At 29.5% G+C, this 20,502-nt stretch carries 20 protein-coding genes; 8 read left to right on the forward strand and 12 right to left on the reverse strand.

Annotation, left to right across the window (positions count from 1 at the left end):
* Positions 1 to 106: 106 nt before the first annotated feature.
* The 4 genes from kdsB to ACOTU8_RS08405 are packed head-to-tail and all read right to left on the reverse strand — an operon-like array spanning position 107 to position 3,902.
* Complete coding sequence (gene kdsB / locus ACOTU8_RS08390; RefSeq protein WP_422342506.1) at positions 107 to 826, reverse strand: 3-deoxy-manno-octulosonate cytidylyltransferase; 720 nt, start codon at positions 824 to 826, stop codon at positions 107 to 109.
* Positions 823 to 2,235, reverse strand: a complete 1,413-nt coding sequence (thrC, locus tag ACOTU8_RS08395; protein ID WP_422342507.1) for a threonine synthase — start codon at positions 2,233 to 2,235, stop codon at positions 823 to 825. Before thrC ends, kdsB begins: the two co-directional genes overlap by 4 nt.
* Positions 2,232 to 3,158, reverse strand: coding sequence for a tetraacyldisaccharide 4'-kinase (locus ACOTU8_RS08400; protein WP_422342508.1), 927 nt, complete (start codon positions 3,156 to 3,158; stop codon positions 2,232 to 2,234). Before ACOTU8_RS08400 ends, thrC begins: the two co-directional genes overlap by 4 nt.
* Before the next feature lie 3 nt (positions 3,159 to 3,161).
* A complete protein-coding gene (locus ACOTU8_RS08405; protein ID WP_422342509.1) occupies positions 3,162 to 3,902 on the reverse strand; it encodes an NAD+ synthase in 741 nt (246 codons plus the stop codon).
* Positions 3,903 to 3,975: 73 nt separating this feature from the next.
* On the opposite strand from ACOTU8_RS08405, the gene ACOTU8_RS08410 reads away from it, so the two are divergent.
* Together ACOTU8_RS08410 and ACOTU8_RS08415 are read left to right on the forward strand one after the other, a co-directional pair.
* Positions 3,976 to 4,572, forward strand: a complete 597-nt coding sequence (locus ACOTU8_RS08410; protein WP_422342510.1) for an MBL fold metallo-hydrolase — start codon at positions 3,976 to 3,978, stop codon at positions 4,570 to 4,572.
* Between the two features lie 11 nt (positions 4,573 to 4,583).
* Positions 4,584 to 4,889: a hypothetical protein gene (locus tag ACOTU8_RS08415; protein ID WP_422342511.1), complete on the forward strand. Its 306-nt coding sequence runs from the start codon at positions 4,584 to 4,586 to the stop codon at positions 4,887 to 4,889.
* A 40-nt stretch (positions 4,890 to 4,929) separates the two neighbouring features.
* On the opposite strand, the gene ACOTU8_RS08420 is transcribed toward ACOTU8_RS08415, so the two are convergent.
* From ACOTU8_RS08420 to murJ, 7 genes are read right to left on the reverse strand one after another with little or no spacing between them, the layout of a single operon-like run.
* On the reverse strand, positions 4,930 to 5,709 hold the full coding sequence (locus ACOTU8_RS08420; protein WP_053870085.1) for an enoyl-ACP reductase: 780 nt from the start codon (positions 5,707 to 5,709) through the stop codon (positions 4,930 to 4,932).
* Positions 5,709 to 6,605 carry a 4-hydroxy-tetrahydrodipicolinate synthase gene (gene dapA / locus ACOTU8_RS08425; protein ID WP_133401963.1) on the reverse strand — a complete coding sequence of 299 codons (897 nt, stop codon included), beginning with the start codon at positions 6,603 to 6,605 and terminating at the stop codon, positions 5,709 to 5,711. Before dapA ends, ACOTU8_RS08420 begins: the two co-directional genes overlap by 1 nt.
* On the reverse strand, positions 6,598 to 7,848 hold the full coding sequence (locus tag ACOTU8_RS08430) for a M16 family metallopeptidase (protein ID WP_422342512.1): 1,251 nt from the start codon (positions 7,846 to 7,848) through the stop codon (positions 6,598 to 6,600). Before ACOTU8_RS08430 ends, dapA begins: the two co-directional genes overlap by 8 nt.
* A complete protein-coding gene (locus ACOTU8_RS08435; RefSeq protein ID WP_422342513.1) occupies positions 7,845 to 8,903 on the reverse strand; it encodes a quinone-dependent dihydroorotate dehydrogenase in 1,059 nt (352 codons plus the stop codon). Before ACOTU8_RS08435 ends, ACOTU8_RS08430 begins: the two co-directional genes overlap by 4 nt.
* Before the next feature lie 31 nt (positions 8,904 to 8,934).
* Complete coding sequence (locus ACOTU8_RS08440) at positions 8,935 to 10,677, reverse strand: ABC transporter ATP-binding protein (protein WP_422342514.1); 1,743 nt, start codon at positions 10,675 to 10,677, stop codon at positions 8,935 to 8,937.
* Positions 10,670 to 12,058 carry a cysteine--tRNA ligase gene (gene cysS / locus ACOTU8_RS08445; RefSeq protein WP_422342515.1) on the reverse strand — a complete coding sequence of 463 codons (1,389 nt, stop codon included), beginning with the start codon at positions 12,056 to 12,058 and terminating at the stop codon, positions 10,670 to 10,672. The genes ACOTU8_RS08440 and cysS overlap by 8 nt, the downstream gene beginning before the upstream one ends.
* Positions 12,058 to 13,509, reverse strand: coding sequence for a murein biosynthesis integral membrane protein MurJ (gene murJ / locus ACOTU8_RS08450; RefSeq protein ID WP_422342516.1), 1,452 nt, complete (start codon positions 13,507 to 13,509; stop codon positions 12,058 to 12,060). The genes cysS and murJ overlap by 1 nt, the downstream gene beginning before the upstream one ends.
* Positions 13,510 to 13,612: 103 nt before the next feature.
* Between murJ and ACOTU8_RS08455 the strand changes: the two genes are divergently transcribed.
* The 6 genes from ACOTU8_RS08455 to ACOTU8_RS08480 are packed head-to-tail and all read left to right on the forward strand — an operon-like array spanning position 13,613 to position 19,473.
* Positions 13,613 to 15,472, forward strand: a complete 1,860-nt coding sequence (locus ACOTU8_RS08455) for a flagellar assembly protein A (RefSeq protein ID WP_422342517.1) — start codon at positions 13,613 to 13,615, stop codon at positions 15,470 to 15,472.
* On the forward strand, positions 15,448 to 15,999 hold the full coding sequence (ruvA, locus tag ACOTU8_RS08460; RefSeq protein ID WP_422342518.1) for a Holliday junction branch migration protein RuvA: 552 nt from the start codon (positions 15,448 to 15,450) through the stop codon (positions 15,997 to 15,999). The genes ACOTU8_RS08455 and ruvA overlap by 25 nt, the downstream gene beginning before the upstream one ends.
* 9 nt (positions 16,000 to 16,008) lie before the next feature.
* Entirely contained in the window at positions 16,009 to 17,049 is a 1,041-nt protein-coding gene (locus ACOTU8_RS08465) for a D-alanine--D-alanine ligase (RefSeq protein ID WP_422342519.1), read from the forward strand.
* Between the two features lie 59 nt (positions 17,050 to 17,108).
* Positions 17,109 to 17,324 carry a type II toxin-antitoxin system Phd/YefM family antitoxin gene (locus ACOTU8_RS08470; RefSeq protein ID WP_151234839.1) on the forward strand — a complete coding sequence of 72 codons (216 nt, stop codon included), beginning with the start codon at positions 17,109 to 17,111 and terminating at the stop codon, positions 17,322 to 17,324.
* Between the two features lies 1 nt (position 17,325).
* Positions 17,326 to 18,045 (forward strand): alpha/beta fold hydrolase, encoded by a 720-nt coding sequence (locus ACOTU8_RS08475; protein ID WP_422342520.1) that lies wholly within the window; start codon positions 17,326 to 17,328, stop codon positions 18,043 to 18,045.
* A complete protein-coding gene (locus ACOTU8_RS08480; RefSeq protein WP_422342521.1) occupies positions 18,046 to 19,473 on the forward strand; it encodes a Mur ligase family protein in 1,428 nt (475 codons plus the stop codon).
* Positions 19,474 to 19,532: 59 nt separating this feature from the next.
* On the opposite strand, the gene ACOTU8_RS08485 is transcribed toward ACOTU8_RS08480, so the two are convergent.
* Positions 19,533 to 20,502 (reverse strand): Cj0814 family flagellar-dependent secreted protein (locus tag ACOTU8_RS08485; protein WP_422342522.1); only part of this gene is annotated, 970 nt, incomplete at its 5' end.

The raw sequence follows: 20,502 nt of genomic DNA on the forward strand, positions 1-20,502 counted from the left end.
TTGATGCTAAAGATACTCATATTAATTCCTTGATTTAGATTTTTTTGCCTTCAACCTAAATATATTAAATAATATAAGCAAGATCTGTTCCTGTTTTGGAGTAGAGTTATTTTTCTAAATAAATTTGTAAAGCCCTTTCATAGTCTTCTTTGGTATCAATCCCCATGCTTATTGTTGAAATTTCAAGCATTTTGATTTTTTTACCATTTTCTACAGCTCTTAATTGCTCTAACTTTTCCGCTCTTTCAAGTGTGGAGCTTGATAAAGAACAAAACTCTCTTAAAGCTTTTACACTATAAGCATAAATGCCTAAATGTCCTTTAAAACTTTCCTCATATTTTTCTCTTTCATAAGGGATTTTAGCTCTTGAAAAATACAAAGCAAATCCTTTTTTATCACAAAGTACTTTAACCAGATTAGGATCTTTAGCTTCTTCTTGAGTGATTTTTTTATAACAACTCGCCATAAAAGCCTCCTTATTTAAACAAGAACTTGCAAATTCTTTAAATTTTAATAAATTTTCACATTCTATAAAAGGCTCATCAGCTTGCACATTGATAATAATCTCATCATCTTTTAAAGCTAGTTTCTTGCAAGCTTCATTAATCCTATCCGTACCACTTTCATGTTCTTTACTTGTTAAAACAGTATTTAGACCATATTCTTTAGCGATATTTAAAACCCTTTCATCATCCAAGGCTATACAAACTTCATCCACACTACTCACTCTTCTTGCAGTAGCCACAAACATAGGAACTCCACCTATATCACATAAAATTTTCTCATGAAAACGACTTGACTTTAATCTTGCAGGGATAATAATCATTTTTGTATCCAATCTAAAATTTCTTCTTTTATATTTTTAGCTTCAAATACCTTTTCATCACTATTTCTCAAGTCAAATAAAGTCAAAATTTCATCTTTAACTTGAGCATTAAACTCTTTAGCTATAAATTTTAAATCTTCTTTTTCATTTTTAGAATCTCTATCATATAAAGCCTTTATCATACTTGGAGTAAATTTTGTCCATTCTGCTGTCGAAGTAATGATACTAGGTTTTAAAGGATCAAGCATTTTAAAACAAGTTGCTGTGTGCGGATCGATTAAAATCTTACTTTGTTTGATAAATTGCATACATTCTTCATCAGTGCAAAAATCTGCTTCAAAATCTTCTTGTAAACTTTGTAATTCTTTTTTTTCAAGTTTAAAATGTCTTTCATTTTTCAATAAATTCATCAGCTCTTTAGTTCTTTTATCTTTAAATTTTGCAAACAAAAGTCTTTCAACATTAGAAGAAACAAGTATATCCATAGCTGGAGAAATAGTCTTTTTAAGGCTTTTTCCACGTAAATCATAAATGCCCTGATTAAAAAATTCACTCAAAATATTATTCGCATTTGAGGCGATTTTAATCTTTGAAATTTTAGCTCCCATTTTTTTAGCATAAAAAGCCCCTAAAGCATTGCCAAAATTCCCGCTAGGAATGATAATCTCCACTTCTTCTAAAAATTCATTAAAAAGTTTTAAACTTGCATAATAATGATAAATAATCTGAAACAAAATACGTCCAAAATTTACAGAATTAGCTACACAAAGTTCATAATTTAAAGCCTTAATTTCATTTTGAAAATCTTTTGAAAAAAGCAATTCTTTTAAAGTACGTTGTGCTGCATCAAAATCCTCATCTATGGCAAAAACTTTCAAATTATCCTTATCTAAAGCTCGCATTTGTAGCTCTTGTACTCCACTTGTACCACCCTTTGGATACATGCAAACTACTTTAACATTTTTTGTATTTTCAAAGCTTTTTAGAGTTGCAGGTCCAGTATCACCACTCGTAGCACAGATAATTAAAATATTTTTATCCTTTGAAAATTCACTTAAAAGCACGCCAAAAGGCTGTAAAGCCATATCTTTAAAAGCTCTTGTAGGTCCATGCCAAAGCTCGTTAATATAGGTTTTTTCGGCAATTTTTTGCAAAGAAATAGGTGTATTTTTATCATCAAAGCTTTCATAACTTTTCAAAGCCTTTTTAAAAAGTTCTTCTTCACCAAAATCAAAACTCTCTATAAGCTTTAAGGCAAAATCTTTATAAGACAAATTGGCATATTTTTTCCCCTCAAAAATAGGCAAATTTAAAGGCGAATAAAGTCCTCCTTCTGGGGCGTTTGGATTGATTAAAGCTTCCTTAAAACTTGATACATTATTTACATTTCTACTCTCGACTAATTTCATTGCTCAAACTCCTTGATATAAGTTTTTATTTTTTCCCTTAATGAATCTTTTAATTCTATATTTAATTCTATAATTTGACATTTAAAACCAAAATCTTTAACTTTAACAAAATCCTTAAAAGTAAGCATTAGTGTATCGCAATTATGTTTTTTTAGCAAATTTTCTAATTCTTCTTTTTTAAACTCATAATGATCTTTAAAAAAATAACAAGCCCTTGCTTTGATAAAATGCTCATACAATCTAAAAGGTTTAGCAATAGCAGTTATCAAAACAGCCTTTGGATTTTCTTTTACAAAAGAATAACGCAAAAAATCCCTGCCTTCTAATGCAATAAAATCAGCCCTTTTTTCATAAAATTTTGGCAAACGATAAGCTCCACTTGGTAAGGTAAAATTAAAATAAGGTTTGATTTTACTTTCAAGTAAAATATCAAATTTTTTAATATGAAATTTAGAAAAAGCATCATCAAGTACAACGATTTTAGCTCCCAACTCAAAGGCTTTTTCAATACCTTTTACCCTATCTTCACTTACAATCACACCTTTGATATTTTCTTCAAAGGCATACTCCATAGCTTCATCGCCACTTTGTGCTAAGGTGCATAAAATTTCATTTTGATTTTTAACAACAAACAAACCTTTAGATTTTCTTTTATAACCCCTAAGCACTATAAAAACACCATCAAATTCCCTTGCTATAGCTTTACAAAGCGGGGTTTTTCCATTACCTCCAAAACTTAAATTACCAATACTAATAACAGGTTTTTTAAAAACTATTTTTTTACGAAAAAAAGTATTTAAAATTGCAAAAAAAGCATAAAGCATACTTAAAGGTAAAAGTACAAAAGCAAGGCATTTTTGCCAAAAATTAGGCTTAAAAAAATAATTATCTAACCAAAGTTCATAATTTTTTTCTTCGCTCATTATTTAAAATTCCAAAATTTCAGGCATTTTTCTTTTGAAAGCATTTTTTTGCATGCGATTTTTTAACATAGCAATCAAAGAAGAATCAAGTGTTCTTAAAAGTTTTTCGTCATTGCTTTCCAAAGCTTTTAAGCCCTCATCGATTTTTGTATAAGTAAAACCTAAATCTGCCTCATCGCTTTGATTCTCCCAAAGATCCGCACTTGGAGCTTTTTTGATGAAATTTTCATGCAAGTTAAGATATTTTGCTAAAGCATAAATTTCACTTTTATAAAGCAATCCTATAGGATTAAAAGCATAAGCTAAATCCCCATAAATCGTACCATAACCTAAAAGTAATTCGCTTTTATTAGAAGTACCTATGACTAAAGAATTTTTCAAAGCAGAATAATCATAAAGCAAACTCATTCTAATACGAGCTGCAAAATTTCCCAAAGATACTAGAGTAGTATTTTCACTTTGTTTTATAAAAGCATCTAAAATGTTTTGAATTTCTATGATTTTATATTCAAGATTTAAATCCGCACAAAGCCTTAAAGCATCTTCAAGATTGGCTTTATTTGAAATTTGAGTTGGCATTAAAAGAGCAAAAACATTCTCTTTTAAAGCTCTTTTGCAAAGTGTTGCTACTAAAGCAGAATCAATCCCGCCACTAAGCCCCAAAACCACACCTTGACTTTGAGAATTTTTCACTTTTTCTTGTATAAAATCACACATTTTTTCTGTAATCTTTTGCCAATCCATAAAGCTTGCCTTTTAAAAATTTAATGTATAATTATATTTATTTAAGGCAAATTTTTTATTAAAGAGGTAAAAAATGCAAATTATCAAACAAGCTTGTGGAGTTTATGAAACAAATTGTTATATTTTATTCACAGAAAAAGGTGAATTTATCATTGATCCAGGAACTAATGCACTTTCATTTATCAAACAACATGTAAAAAATCCTTTAGCTATCTTAAATACCCATGGACACCATGATCATGTTTGGGATAATGCTGAAGTTAAAAAAGAATATCATATCCCTATTTATATCCATAAAAATGATGCTTTTATGCTTAGTGATCCTTTTAATCAGGATTTTAAACCGAGCAAAGCTGATGTTTTGGTTGATGATGAAAATATTTTAAATATTTATGGTATTGATTTTAAATTCCACTTTCTACCAGGCCATACACCAGGTTGCACTATGATAGAAATTGTAGATAAAAATATCATGTTTAGTGGAGATTTTTTATTTTATAGAAGCATAGGAAGATGGGATTTTCCCTATTCGGATGCAAATTTAATGAAACAAAGCTTAGAAAAAGTTATGACTTATAAAGAAGATTTTAAACTTTTGCCAGGACATGGAAAAGAGACTACTTTAAAAGAAGAACAAGTCCATTTACCCTCTTGGCTTAGATACTTTTAAGGTATATTAAAATGGAATTAGATCAAATTTTATTATATGCTTTTATTTTTTTAAATCTTTTTGCCTTTTTGGGTTTATTTTTGGGAAATAAAAAGAAAAATCAATTTAACGATAAAAAATTTTATAAAATCTGCCCATGTAAAAAAATGGCAGAAAATGGATCTTTAAGTACGATTTGTATTTATTCAGCTGTGGGAGGATTTTTTTACAGCGTATTATCTATAGGCTTTATAGGTTTTGGTAATTGGACTTTAAATTTTATTTTTTTACTTGCATTATTAAGCATTTTTTTAGGGTGGAAATTAAAACTTGATTGAAAAATATTTTTAAGAAAAATCCATTGATTTTTCTTAATTTTTATTTAAAAGTTGTACCACCATCAACAATGAAAGTATGTCCTGTCACCCAACTTGCCTTACTTGAACAAATAAAAAGACATGCTCCAGCTAAATCTTCAGGCTGCCCCATGCGATTTAAAGGACTTAAATTTATAGTAGCCTGTTTTACTTCTTCATAATTTGTAAAAGCTCTTAAAGCATCAGTTTCGATAGGCCCACCACTTACGACATTTACACGGATATTTTTTTCTCCAAGTTCAGTAGCTGCATATCTTGCCATAGCTTCTACAGCAGCTTTTGCTGTACCATGACCTGAATAATTTTCTATATACACTAAATTTCCTGTAGATGAAATAGAAATAATACTTCCACCCCCTACTTTTTCCATCCTTTTAGCCGCTTCTTGTGCGCCCACAACAAAAGCATTCACTGTAGCTGTAAAGATATTATTAATTCCTTTTGGTTTTAACTTCATAAATTTAGTATAACCACCTACAACTGCACGTCCTGAAATGATAGCATTTGAGATAAAATAATCTACTCTATCAAAATCTGCATCAATTTTTTCAAAAAGTTCTTTATAAGTTTCAGGTTCTAAAATATTAAATTCATAAGCTCTAGCTTTGATTTTATAATTTTTCTCCAAATCTTGCACCATTTCATCAGCAATTTGCGCATTGGAATTATAAGTAAAAGCTATATTTGCACCCACTTTAGCAAATTCATAAACTATAGCCTTACCTATCCCACGAGTTCCACCACTGATTACTAAAGTTTTTCCTTGAAATTCTGTATTCATTAAAATCCTTTAATTTTATATTTTTTCATTACTTCTTCGATTTTAGCAAAATTTTCCTTACTTGGAGGACAAAGAGGAAGTCTAAACTCCAAACTTTCTATCAATCCAGCTATATACATAGCCGTTTTAATAGGAATAGGATTACTTTCGCAAAATAAAATTTTATTGATATTATAAAGCTCATCATTGATTTTTTTAGCTTCTTTATAATTTTCATCTAAAGCAAAATGAGTTAAAGCGCTAATCATATCAGGCAATAAATTTGAAGTTACTGAAATCACTCCCTTTCCACCGTTTGAAAGTATAGGATAATTAATTGCATCTTCTCCTGAAATAAGCATCATTCTAGGTTCATGCGCAAGCAAATCCACACACTTATCAATATTTCCACTCGCTTCTTTTACTCCATAAATATTTTCACAATCTCTAAAAAGCTTGATAATAGTATCCGTTGAAATTTCACAACCTGTTCTTCCTGGGACATTATATAAAAGCACAGGAATATCCACACTTTGTGCAATAGCCTTATAATGCTCGTAAAGTCCTTGTTGCGTAGGTTTATTATAATACGGTGCCACACTTAAAATCCCATCAGCGCCATGCTCTTTAGCAAATTTAGCTAAACCCACTGCCTCATGAGTTGCATTACTTCCTGCACCTGCCAAAACCTTAACTTTAGTTCCTTTGCAAGTCTCAACGGCTATTTCTATGCAAGTTCTATGTTCTTCATGAGTTAAAGTTGCACTCTCTCCTGTCGTTCCTACTGGAACTACCGCATCAATACCATTTTCTATTTGTCTTTTAATCAATCTTGCATAACTTTGCTCATCAACTTTTCCATTTTTAAACGGTGTAATAAGAGCCGTCATTGCCCCAATGATGACATTTTTATCCATTTGAATCCTTTCTTAGAATTACCGTAGTTGAATTTTCTTGAATAAAATATTTTTTAGCACAAGAAATCAAATCTTTTAATTCCAAATTTTGTATATCTTTCTCATAATTTAACAAAGGATTAATATCTCCTCTTGCTAGATATGAACCATAAATATTTGCCACTGCGCTAGCATTATTAAGCGAGAAAATAAAATCACTTTTAACATTATTTTTCACTCTTTGTAAATCTTTTTGAGAAATTTTACCCATTTTAAGTTTATCAATGATTTTTAAAAGCTCTTTTTCTACTTTTTCTGCATCAACATTGGGATTACAATTACAAATAAAAATAAATAAATTTTCATCTATGCAATCATTAACATAAGCATAATAATCATTGATTAAATTTAATTTATCAATCAAAATTTCACTCATTAAAGAACTTTTCCCACTTCCTAAAAGCTCGGATAAAGCATTTAAAGCAGGTATATCTTTGTGCTTGAAATTTGGAATTTTATAAGCAAGGGCTAATAGTTCAGTATCTGAGTTTTTATGCAAATATATTCTTTTTGCTCCATCTTGCTTAGGCTCTTTTGTGTGAATTTTAGGTATAGCCTTAGTATTTTTAATCTTTTCAAAATGTTTTTTTGAAAGCTCAAAAACTTCTTTATTTTCTATATCACCACTTACAAGTAAAATCGCATTTTTAGGTTGATAATAAATACTATGAAATTCTTTAATATCTTCAATACTCCAATTTTCTATATCTTTAAAAAAACCTATAGGAGTCCAATGATAAGGATGATACATAAATGCATGATTAAAAAGCCTAAAATAAAGATATCCTAAAGGGTTATTATCTGTTCTCCATCTACGCTCTTCTAAAACTACTGCTCTTTCAGGCTGAAATTCTTCATCTTTTAAATTTAAATTTGCCATAAGTTCAGCAAAAAGCTCTAAAGCTTTATCTAAATTTTTCTTCGCACATTTAATATAATAATGAGTATAGTCAAAACCTGTGCTCGCATTATCCACACCACCAAAACCCTTAACAATCTCATCGAATTCGCCAGCTTTTAAATTTTTAGTACTTTTAAAATTTAAATGTTCTAACATATGAGCTATGCCGCTTTTTCCCATTATTTCATTTCTTGAACCCACTTTATAAAAAATATCAACGCTAATCACATCGCTATTTTTATTTACAGGCAAAGCATAAACTTCAAGCTTGTTTTTTAATTGAATTTTTTCATAAGCAATCATTTTAAATTTACCCCAACAGCTTCACTAATGTGTAAAAAACTATCTTTTCTTAAAAGCTCTGTAAGATTTTGATTGATATTTTTTACCAAAAAAGGACCTTTAAAAATCAAAGCTGTATAAACTTGCACCAAATTAGCCCCATTTTTAATACGCTCATAAGCAATATCAGCACTATCAATCCCTCCACTTGCAATAAGCAAGGTTTTACCAAAAAGAATCTTAGCTACTTCTTTGAAAAAAATACCACTTTTTTCCGTAATCAGTCTTCCACTAATACCACCAAAAGTACGATTATTATCTAATAAACTATAATCAACACTAGTATTGGCTAATATAAATCCATCTGCACCCTTTTTAATAGCATTTTCACATAAATTTAAAGCATCATCTATTTTCATATCGGGAGCAATTTTTATCAAAATAGGCTTAGAAGTGATTTTTTTGGCTTCTTCAAGTAAGGTATTTAAAAAATCATTATTTTGCAATTCTCTTAAATTCTTAGTATTAGGAGATGAGATATTAACGATAAAATAATCACACAAATCCTTAAAATCTCTAAACAAAGTAAAATAATCCTCCAAGGCTTTATCATTTGGAGTAATTTTATTTTTCCCTATATTTATCCCTAAAGGCAAAACAAAAGGATAGGTTTTTGCAAGTCTTAAAGCAATCTTTTCAGCACCTTCGTTGTTAAAACCCATAGCATTTTGTATACTTTCTTGTTTTACAAGTCTAAATAGGCGTGGTTTTTCATTGCCTTCTTGAGGTTTTGGAGTAAAGGTTCCCACTTCCAAAAAGCCAAATCCTAAAGCACTCAAAGGTCTTATCATAGTGGCATTTTTATCAAAGCCTCCTGCTAAACCCACAGGATTATTAAAATCAAGTCCAAGTAAATTTTGTCTTAAACTCTCATCATCAACTATATATTTGTGTGCTAAAAAACTTAAAGCTCCTGGAAAACTAGCACTTAAAGCCCTTAAGCTATATTCAACCAAAGCATGTGCATGCTCAGGGTTTAATTTAAAAAGTAAAGGTTTTATCATTTCATAAGCCATTTTTTAATCCTTTTTAAAATTCTAACTAAAATTAACTAAAGCTAGGCTTTGTTTTTTCTTTGCTTTTAAATTTTTGATATAAAGAACAAGTTTGTAAAAGCTCTTCATCTTTACCTATTGTCAATACCTTGCCCTTATCCAATACTACTATTTTATCTGCATTTTCTATAGTGCTTAAACGATGCGCAACTACTAAAATCAATCTATCTTGTTTTAAATTTTCTATAGTTTTAACTATTGCTTTTTCACTTTCATTATCCAAAGCTGAAGTTGCTTCATCAAAAATAAGCACATCAGGATTTTTATATAAAGCTCTAGCGATTGCTATTCTTTGTTTTTGTCCTCCGCTTAAATTCTTACCGTGCTCTTTTACTTCAGCCCAAATCCCGCCCATTTCTTTAACAAATTCATAAGCATTGGCCAATTTTAAAGCTTGGACGACTTTTTCTTCTTTTAACTCTTCGCTATAAGCAATATTTGCAGCAAAACTATCATTAAAAAGATAAATATTTTGCGTTACAAGTCCTATTTTAGCATGTAAACTTTCTATGGTAAAAGTGTTAATATCTTCTTGATTGAGTAAAATTTTACCTTTTTGCTTTTCATAAAAATACATCAAAAGATTAATAATAGAAGATTTACCACTCCCGCTTGTTCCTACAAGAGCAAGCATTTGCCCTTTAGTAAAATCAAAATTTATGCCTTTTAAGACGCTTTTATGTGGGTTTTCATAAGCAAATTCAACATTTTCAAAGCTAATTCTTTCAATGTTTTTTAATTCTTTGCTTCCACCTTTAATTTGAGGTTCTAAATCCAATAAATAAAAAGTTCTTTCACTTGCCGCAACAGCACCTTGAAGTTTTCCATATAAAGACGAAAGACGCTTTAAAGGAGTGTATATCGCAAAAAGCGCTGAAATAAAGCTGATAAAACTTCCCACGCTCATAGAACCATTGATAACCTCTCTACCTCCTACGATAATCACCACAGCAACTCCAATTGAACCCATCATATCCATCAAAGGGCTTGTAAGCGCATCAATGCGTGCGGATTTTAGGTTTAATTTACATAAAGCATCATTATGCTTAGCAAATTTATCACTTTCTTTTTTTTCATTATTGTTAGCTTTGATCAATTCAATATTTGAAAAAATTTCACCCAAATAAGAAAGTAAATCCGAATTTGTCTCTTGTATATTTCTTGCATATTTTTTAAGTCTTTTAGCAAACCACACCAAAGGGAAAATAGCTAAAGGCAAAACCACTAAAGCAAAAAAAGCCAAAGTAGGACTTTGATACAAGACTACCAAAAGCAGTCCTATAGCAGTTAAAAGCTCTCTAAAAAAATCAGGAATAATGTTTGATACTATGCTTTGAAGCGCATTAATATCATTAGTACAACGACTTACAAGCTCTCCACTTCTATAGCGTTTAAAAAAATCCATATCCAAGCGTAAAATATTTTTTAAAACCCTAGCACGCAATACTCTTAACATATCTGTTCCTATAAAAGAAACATAAAAACTTTGTAAATAAGTTCCAAGATTTTTAAAAAAATACATCAATACTAGCAAAAAAGGTACTGTATAAAGTAAAGCTTCATTTTTTTCAACAAAAATATAATTTAAAATAGGTTCTAAAGCATAAAAACTTCCAGCAGTTCCTCCACTTGCTAAAATCATACCAAAAATAGCTATAGCAAATTGTTTCCAATATCTTTTATAAAAGGGCTTAAAGCGTATTAAAACCTCTTTTAAATTCATCTCATTATGCATTCATTTTCTCCCAAATTGTTCCATTTGGAGTATCTAAAAGAGTGATTTTTTTACTACTTAATTGCTCCCTTATTGCATCAGCTGTGTTAAAATCTTTGTTTTTCTTAGCCTCAGTTCTTTCTAAAATTAACTTTTCAATTTCTTCTCGTTCTTCTTTGCTTACGCCCCATTGAAAATATAAAGTTGTATCCATAAAACCAAAGCCAAAAATTTTAGCTAGCTCACTTAAAGCTTCTTTGATATTTTGTTTTAAAATTTTGTTTTTACTTTCTTTATCCAACTCTAAATTTGCATTACCGATAAAATCATCTAAAAGAGCTAAGGCTCTAGAAATATTTAAATCATCATTTAAAATCTCTAAAATTTGCTTAGCAATTTCGCTTTTTATTTCAATATCATTTAAAACATCAAAATCAGAAATTTCACCTAAATCCAATCTTTTTTTAAGGCGATAAAATTTATCTAAACGTTTTTTAGTATTTTCTAAATCCGATAAAGAATAATTAAAATGGGATCTATAATGAGAACTCAAAAGATAAAATCTTAAAGCCTCGCCCATAAATTCTTTTAAAGCATCTTTTATGAAAAAACTATTATTTAAACTTTTACTCATTTTCTCACCATCGATTTTTACAAAACCATTGTGAAGCCAAATATTTGCCAATTTTCTCTTACATCCACAACGACATTGTGCAGCTTCATTTTCATGATGAGGAAAAAGCAAATCTATCCCTCCAGCATGTATATCAAGAGTATTTTCAAAAATAGAGTTAATCATAGCAACACATTCAGTATGCCAACCTGGACGCCCTTTACCAAATTCACTTTCGTAAAAATTTTCATCAAATTTCCAAAGCACAAAATCGCTTTCATTTCTTTTTTGCACTTCATTACTTAAACGAGAGATATTTTCTTCTAAATTGCGATTTGATAGGCTTAAATATTTTTCATCTTTACTTGTATCAAAATAAATTCCATCTTCTAGAGTATAAATAAACCCATCCTTAGCAAGCTTTTTAATCAAATCAAGCATAGCTGTTATATAATGCGTTGCACGAGGCTTGAAATCAGCATCTAATACATTTAAAACCCTCATATCCTCTTCATAACTTTTGATATAAAATTCCGTAATTTCCTCTAAAGTTTGACCACTTTGAGCCATTTTTTTTAAAATCTTATCATCAATATCTGTATAATTTCTAGCAAATTTTACCCTATTGCCATTGGCAAGTAAAACCCTACGCAAAAGATCAAAACAAACACTACTTCTTGCATGTCCTAAATGTGCATCATCATAAACCGTAGGTCCGCATAAATAAATACTAATATCTTTTTTATCAAGTTTTATTTTCTCTTTTGTTACACTATCTAATAATCTCATTAAAAAACTCCTTTAAAACTTGCAAAAATTCCTATAAAAAAACTTAAAATATAAGGTTTAATCAAAATAAGCAAGATCGTAAAAACAATCAAAGCAACTATAACCAATAAGCAAATTTTAATAGATATTAAAGCAAAAAATTTCTTAAAACCAAATTCTTTGATATTAGCTCCAAGCAAATAAAAAGCACTAATGGAACTTGAAAGTGCTACTGCAATAACCTTTAAGCTTTCATCTTTAATCAAAAATATAAAAGCCATAGAACATAAAGCACTGATAATTAAAGATTTTACCGCGATCCAAGCTGCTGTTTTTTGTTTAAATTTTGCATAAAGCCACAAAGAAAAAAGCTTTTGCAAACCAAAAGGTAAAAGCCCTATAAGATAAGCAATCAAAACATAAGCTGTAATCACACTATCTTCATGGGTAAAATTTCCCCTTTCAAATAAAAGCTTTGAAATTTCTAAAGCAAACACAGAACCTATAATACTAGAAGCAATAAGCAAAATGCTTAAAAGTGCTAATGCTCTTTGCATGAATTTTAAAGCTAAATTTTCTTGATCACTTTTTAAATGTTTTAAAATTTTTGGAAAAGAAACTTGAGTTAAAGCGATAGCAAAAAGTGCAAGAGGGAGTTGGAAGACACGATTTGCATAATAAAGATAAGAAATACTCCCGCTCATTAAAAAACTAGCTATAGTTGTATCAAGTAATGAACTAAATTGAGTCGCAGAAGAACCTAAAACTCCATGAAAAAAATTGCCATAAAAGCCTTGTAATTTCGCCTTGGCTTTTTTAAATTTTATACTTAAAGCCATAGCACGGATTACAGGATTGTTTTTTAAAACAAGCAAATGTAAAATAAGCTGTGCCACCCCGCTTAAAACTGTTGCATAAGAAAAATAATAAAGTGTATTTTGCGGTGCATTTTTATCCACAAAAAAAGCAGCTATAACAATACTTAAGTTAAATAATGCCGCAGAAAAAGAGGTAATGAAAAATTTTTGTCTATAATTTAAAATAGCCCCTAAAAAAGTAACCAAAAAAATAAAAAACAAATACCAAAAATTAATCGCCACCAAAGGAGCTGCTAAGGCTATAGTATTTGCGTTAAACCCAAAAGCAAAAAGCTTGGTAAAAAAAGAGGAGAAAAAACTTACCAAAAGACAAAATAAAAAAACTATAAGGCTAAATTGCATCATTACACTAACGCAAAAAGCTCCCTTTTTTTTCGCTTTTACAAAATTGGGCAAAAAACTTTGTCCAAAAGCTCCTTCTGCAAAAATTCTCCTAAAAAAAGCAGGCATTTTTAAAGCCACAAAAAAAATATCGCTATAAAGCCCTGCTCCTAAAAAAAGTGCTATTAAAATATCTCTAGCAAGCCCTAAAATTCTTGAAAATAAAATTCCTAAAGCATTGATAATAAAATTTTTAAATACTAAACTCTTCATTAAATTTTTTCATAAATTTCAAAATATAAAAAGAACTATTTTAACTAAAATTGATTAAACATTGACTATAATTACATTCTTAATTTTTTACAAGGGGAAAGTTTTGGCTTTGGATGAAAAAATTATTGTCTATACAGAAAATCCAGCTCGAGAGCTTTTAAGCGTAGCTTCACGAACAAACCTTAGCTTAAATGAGCTTGATTTTAGTTTATTAGCATTTTCTACACAATATCGTTTTGGAGATTTAGAATGGGGAAAAATCTCTGAAAAAGAATTAACTCTTTTTGATAAAGATGAAATTTTTTTAAAAAATGATCTTCAAATCAAGCAAGAATACAAAATAGAAATTTTCCATAGCATAAACCAAAGCAAAGCATCTCAAGCAGTCAAATTGGTTGCGAATAAAAATTTAACCAAAATAGTTGCTCAAATTGATTTTACAAATTTAGACTTTTATGAAAAACTAGCACTAGAACTTTTGCAAAATATTTATAAAAAGATGTTGAAGCTTAAATTTTTAATAGGTATCCGCATTTTTGATTTTAAGAAAAATTTAATGTCTTTTTGCAACCAACATAAAAATACCCCTTTAAATAAAACTATACAAATCACCGTTGCGCAAGGCATTGATCCTATAGAAAGTCAAGACGAATCCCTGATCTTGACTTATAAAGAAAAAACCAAAAACTATACTATCGATGAAAAACGCTCAGGTATTATTGTTGTTGATGAAAATGAAGTTGTTTTAAAACACGCTAAATTTAAACAAGGTAAAGAAGGGAAAGACTTAAATTTACGCACCTTAAAAGTTTTAGCTGCAAATGAAAATAAAGTTAAATTTTCTTGTTCTTCGGCTTTTAAACAAGTAGAGCAAGATGGATACACAGAATATATAGCTTTAAAAAAAGGTTATGTAGTACAAGATGGTGAAAAATTTGATATTGCCAATGAACTAGATTTTAATGGGGTAGATTTTAAAAATATAGGGATTATAAGAGCTGGACTCGATAAAAATGTCAAAATCAATATAAAATTTCTTTCAGAAGTAAAAGATGCTGTAAATTCTGGTGTCGGGATAGAATGTGAAGAATTAAATGTAATCGGAAGCGTAGGAAGCAACACTCAACTTAATGCCACTAAAATGAAAATTGAAGGCACTACACACACTAAAGCCAAAATTCAAGCCAAACAAGCCTATATAAAAACCCATAGAGGATTTGCAGAAGCCGAAATTTTAAATATAGATTTGCTCGAAGGTGGAACAATCAAAGCTAAAGAAGTGAGAATTAAAAAAAGTTTAGGCGGAAATATACAAGCTGATAAAATCTATATAGAAAATTTAGAAAGTAATAATTCTTGTATGTTTTTTGAAAATACCACAATAGAACGTATCAATGGGGATAATAATAAATTTCATGCTAAAATTAAAACTCTTGATAAAAATTATGATGAAGAATTTGCGATTTTAGGAGAGAAAATTTCTAAGTTAAATCATAAAATAAATAAAATAAGACCATACATTTTATCAAGTAAAAATGGAATTTTAAGCGTTGAAAAAAAGATAACAGAACTTAAAAATCAAGGTCAAAGTGTTCCTGTACAATACGAAAAAGCCCTAAAAGATTTCTCTTTGCAAAATCTTGAATTAAATAAACTGCAAAATGAAGAAAAAGAACTTCTTGAACGCAAAAAATCTTTACAATTAGAATTAATCAATTTGCAAAAAATGCTTTTTGAAGCAACTTTTATAAATAAAAGCGGCAAATGGACTGATATGAATGAGATCAAATTTTCACTTCTAGAGCCTAAAGAAGATATTTTTTACTCTTCATTTGTTAATGAAAGTGCTAAATTTATAGGCATTAAAAAAGTCATACAAAATAACCAAGAAAGTATAGAAATACATAAAAAATTAGATTATGAAGAAAAGGATATAGCATGGTTGTCGGCATCGAAGGAATAATCACAAAAAAAGAACCTACTTTTATCATTGTTAAATGTGCTAGTGGTTTAAGCTATGGAATATTTATTTCGCTTTTTTGTTCTGCTAAAATTCAAACTCAAGAAAAGCATGAGTTTTTTATCACTCAAATCATCAAAGAAGATTCTAATAAATTTTATGGCTTCTTGGATAAGGACGAACAAAAAATGTTTGAAATGCTTTTAAAAGTCAATGGAGTAGGCGCAAATACTGCCATGGCAGTATGCTCTAGTCTTGATGTAAATTCTTTTTACAAAGCGTTAAGTTTGGGCGATGAAAGCGTGCTTAAAAAAGTACCTGGTATAGGTCCAAAAAGTGCAAAACGCATTATAGTAGAACTTTCAGATACAAAAACCAAACTTGAAAATGTAAGCGATGATAAAAGCGAAGCCTTAGCCGCACTTCTTACTCTAGGCTTTAAACAAGAAAAAGTCATAAGTGTTTTAGCAAGCGCTCAAGCAACAGGCACAAGTGAACTTATCAAAGAAGCTCTTAAAAAACTAGGATAAAGGAATAAAATGAAATTTGCAATACTTTTTGGCGGAAATTCTTATGAACATGAGATCAGTATAGTAAGTGCTGTAGTACTTAAAAAAGTTATCGATCAAAAATTAGAATTTATTTTTTGTGATGAAGAAAGAAGATTTTATCACATCCCAAGTGAAAAAATGAATTCTAAAACTTTTAGCACCAAAGATTATAAAAATGAAAAAGAACTCTTCATCAAACAAGGAGGTTTTTTTAGCAAAGGTTTTTTAAAAGAAAATAAACTAGAGTGCGAATGCGTGATCAATCTTATCCATGGTAGAGATGGCGAAGATGGAAAAATTGCAGCTTTATTTGAGTTTTATTCTATTAAATTCATAGGACCTAGACTTGAAGCCAGTGTATTATCTTTTAACAAAGAACTTACCAAACTTTATGCCAAAAGCGTTGGAGTAAAAACTCTTGATTATACCATGCTAAGAAAAGGACAAAACTCTAAAGAAAAGCTTAGTTTTCCTTGTATTATCAAACCTGCAAGACTTGGAAGTAGTATAGGCATTAGCATAGTAAAAGATGAAAAAGATTTAGAATACGCCAAAGATGTAGGTTTTGAATTTGACAATGATCTTGTAGTAGAAGAATTTAAAAACAATATCAAAGAATACAATCTTGCAGGATGCATGATCAATGATGAGTTTGTTTTTTCCATCATAGAAGAGCCAAAGAAAAAAGAATTTTTAGACTTTGAACAAAAATATCTTAGCTTTTCAGGGCACAATGAGCTTATAGAAGCAGATTTAAGCGAAGAATTAAAAGAAAAACTCAAAGATAGCTTTAAAAAGATCTACAATCCTTTGTTTAAAGGTGCTTTAATACGTTGCGATTTTTTTATACTGGATAATGAAGTATATTTAAATGAAATCAACCCAAACCCTGGTTCTTTAGCCAATTATCTTTTTAAAGATTTTAGTACCACTTTAAACGATCTAGCTGATCAAATTTCACTTGAAAAAATGATAAAAATCAACTACAACTTCCTTCATTCCATTAATGGGCAAAAAGGAAAATTATAAGCTTTTAAGTCAAAATACGTTAAATTTTACATAAAATTTAACGTATTTTAGGAAGAAAAATGCTCTCTTTTAAACAAGATGAAATTTACACTGCCACCGAGGTGGTAAGAAATTTTAGCCCCATTATGGAAAAACTCAAAAAAAGCGAAAGTGGAAAAATAGTTATTTTAAAAAATAATAAATTTGAAGCTGTAATGCTTAGTATGAAAGAATTTGAACGCTTACAAAATGCCATGCAACTTTTAGAAAATATCTATAAAAATCAAAAGGTTTAAAATGGCTCAAACACAACTTTCTTATAAAAATAAAACTTATCAAATTTCTTATGAAATTTTAGGTGATCTTTCCTTACCGCAAATACTTATCTTGCACGGCTGGGGGGCTAACAAAGAACTTATGAAGCAAAGTTTTTGCCCTTTTTTAAAAGATTTTTGTCAAATTTATATGGATTTAGCGGGTTTTGGAAATTCAAGTGTGGAAGAAATTTTAAACACTCAAGATTATGCCAATATCACAGAACTTTTTTTAAAACAAAAAAAACTCAATGTCTGTTTTTTCATGGGGCATTCTTTTGGTGGAAAAGTAAGCACCCTACTTGCACAAGAAAAAGACACCCTAATCTTACTTTCAAGTGCAGGAATTTTGGCTAAAAAATCTCTAAAAGTGCATTTTAAAATCCGTATTTTTAAAATTTTAAAACTCTTTGGTTTAGGAAAATTTTATCGCTATTTTGCTAGTAAAGATGGAGCAAATCTTAGTCCTATGATGTATGAAACCTTTAAAAAGGTTGTTGATGAGGATTTTAGTGAAATTTTTGCCAAGCAAAAGGCTAAAAGTTTGATTTTTTGGGGAAAAAGTGATGAAGCTACGCCTTTGTATTGTGGTGAAAAGATGCATCAACTTTTAAAAAATAGCACTTTTTATCCTTTAGAGGGGAATCATTTTTTCTTTTTGAAACATTCTGCTTTTATAGCTCAAAAAATTAAGGAAATTTAAATGCTTATCAATACTCTTTATTTTATCAATTCTTTATTTTTTAATTTTTGTATAGCTTTTTATCTTATGAGTGCTTTACAATGGTATTCTTATAAATTTAAACGCGTGTTTTTTCATTATCATAAACCTTTGTGGCATTTGTATTTTTTATTTATTCCTTATTTTTTATTCTTAGCCTTTCCTTTATACTCTTTGGCATATTTTACATTGATCCATGCTCCGATTTTATATTTTTGGAACAAAGATATAGATAAAAAGCTTGTTTTTACAAGCAAGGTTAAATGGTTTTTTGTTTTTGTTTTTGTTTATAACACTATTTTTGCTATCCTTGCTTTGCGTTTTTCTTTTCTTTTTAATCTTTTTAGTCTTCCTTTTGCTTTATTTAGTCTTAAAATTTATGAGTTTTTTACAAATTTATATTATAAAAAACAAGCCAAAGCCAAACTAAGATCCAATGAAAATTTAAAAATCATACTCATTACCGCAAGTTTTGGAAAAACAAGTATTAAAAATTTTCTATACGAACTTTTAAAAGATGACTTTAAAAGCTACAAAACACCACGCTCTGTCAATACCCTGCTAGGTATAGTTGCTGATATCAATGCTAATTTAAGTCAAGATACTCAAATTTACATAGCTGAAGCAGGCGCTAGACTTAAAGGCGATATCGATGAAATCACGCGTTTTTTACAACCTCATATCAGCATAGTAGGAGAGATAGGCAATGCACATTTAGAGTATTTTAAAAGTGTTGAAAATATCCGCTCAACCAAACTTGAAGCCTTAAATTCCAAAAGACTAGAGAAGGCTTTTTTACACTCTAGCACCCAAAAAGAAGAAGATAAACTCATCAGTCTTTATGATGATAAATTAAGCCTTATTCATTCAAATCTTGAAGGTTTAGATTTTAGGGTAAATATAGAAAATAAATCCTATGATTTTAAAAGCCAAATTTTAGGAGATTTTAACGCGCAAAATCTTTGTGTTTGTATACTTTGCACTCATTATCTTGGCATAAAGCTAGAAAAAATTCAAAAGCAAGTTTTAAATATAAATTCCGTAGAACATCGCTTGCAAGTGCTTTCAAGAGAGCCTAAATTTATCATAGATGATGGTTTTAATGGAAATTTTAAAGGTATGAGCACAAGCTATGAACTTTGTAAAAGCTATAAAGGACGCAAAGTTTTAGTAAGTCCTGGTATAGTGGAAGTAAGCGAAGAAGAAAATATAAAACTTGCTAAAATCATCAATGAGTGTTTTGATCTTGCTATCATCACCGCACAAATCAATGCTGAAATTTTTAAAAAAGAATTAAAAATAAAAACCATTATACTTAAAGAAAAGAATCAACTAGTTCAAACTCTAGCCAAAGAAACAAAAAACGGAGATTTAATACTCTTTTCAAACGATGCACCTAGCTTTATGTGATTCGTATAAGTATTTGCAAATGTCATCATTTTTTAATTTGACTTCGTGCAAATACTTCTTTAAACCCTAGTCTGCCCTAAAAGATTATTACTATCTATTATAGAACCAACATAAGAATTGATACTTTCACTACTTGCTTTCCAACCATTAGCTTTTGCTTGATTAAACTGATTATCAAACCAAGCTCCACCATAACCTATGCTTGTATTTTGCCATTTAACCCCTTTATCCATTGCATATATATCTGCATCAAGCCAACCCTCTTGTGCATAACCTTTTAATAAACTTGCAAAATCAACCTTACCTGTCATGATGTCATTTAAGGAAGTTAATGATCCATCAAAGCTTTCTTTAGCCATAGCTTCAGCATAAGACTTAGCTATAGGATTTAATGTTGCACTACCTTCTCTTGGCGATACACCCGTTGATTTTAAAAAACTCATAAACAAAGCTTCTTTAGAGTAGCTTCCATCTTCATTTTGTGGATAAACTAACATATCAGGATTAAAAGTATCTATTGCAGTGTCTTTATCTAAATTTTGAGTTTGCATACTTTGCGGAGTGAAATTTAATGGTTGTAAGCCTATATTAATATGCCCAAACATTCCTAATTGTTCTGCTTCATTATATTGCTCTTGTGTATTATAATAGTTTGTTATTGTTAGCTTATCATAATTTTTCGGCATAATACCTATAGTTTTATCAGATGATAATTCACTAATTCCCTTAGGCATAGAATTTATATCTGCTTCAGTGAAACTTGTTTTATTGGTATCATTAAAAGTATGATTAATAATTTGATTAAATTGATTATAGTATTGTTTTATGGCATCAGCCATATCTATGTTTGTATAATATTTATCTATACCTAAATATTTTTTTATATCTGAAGTATAAGAGTTATTTTCAGCCTTCCTCTCTATCTCATCCAAAGTAGATTTATGCATCTTAAAATCTTTTGGTAATCCTGCAGCTTTGTTAAAATCACTTCCCATATAGCCATCTTTATCTACACTATAACCATAGGCT

It is taken from the genome of Campylobacter jejuni, from assembly GCF_049221745.1.
Classification (GTDB): Bacteria; Campylobacterota; Campylobacteria; order Campylobacterales; family Campylobacteraceae; genus Campylobacter_D; species Campylobacter_D jejuni_E.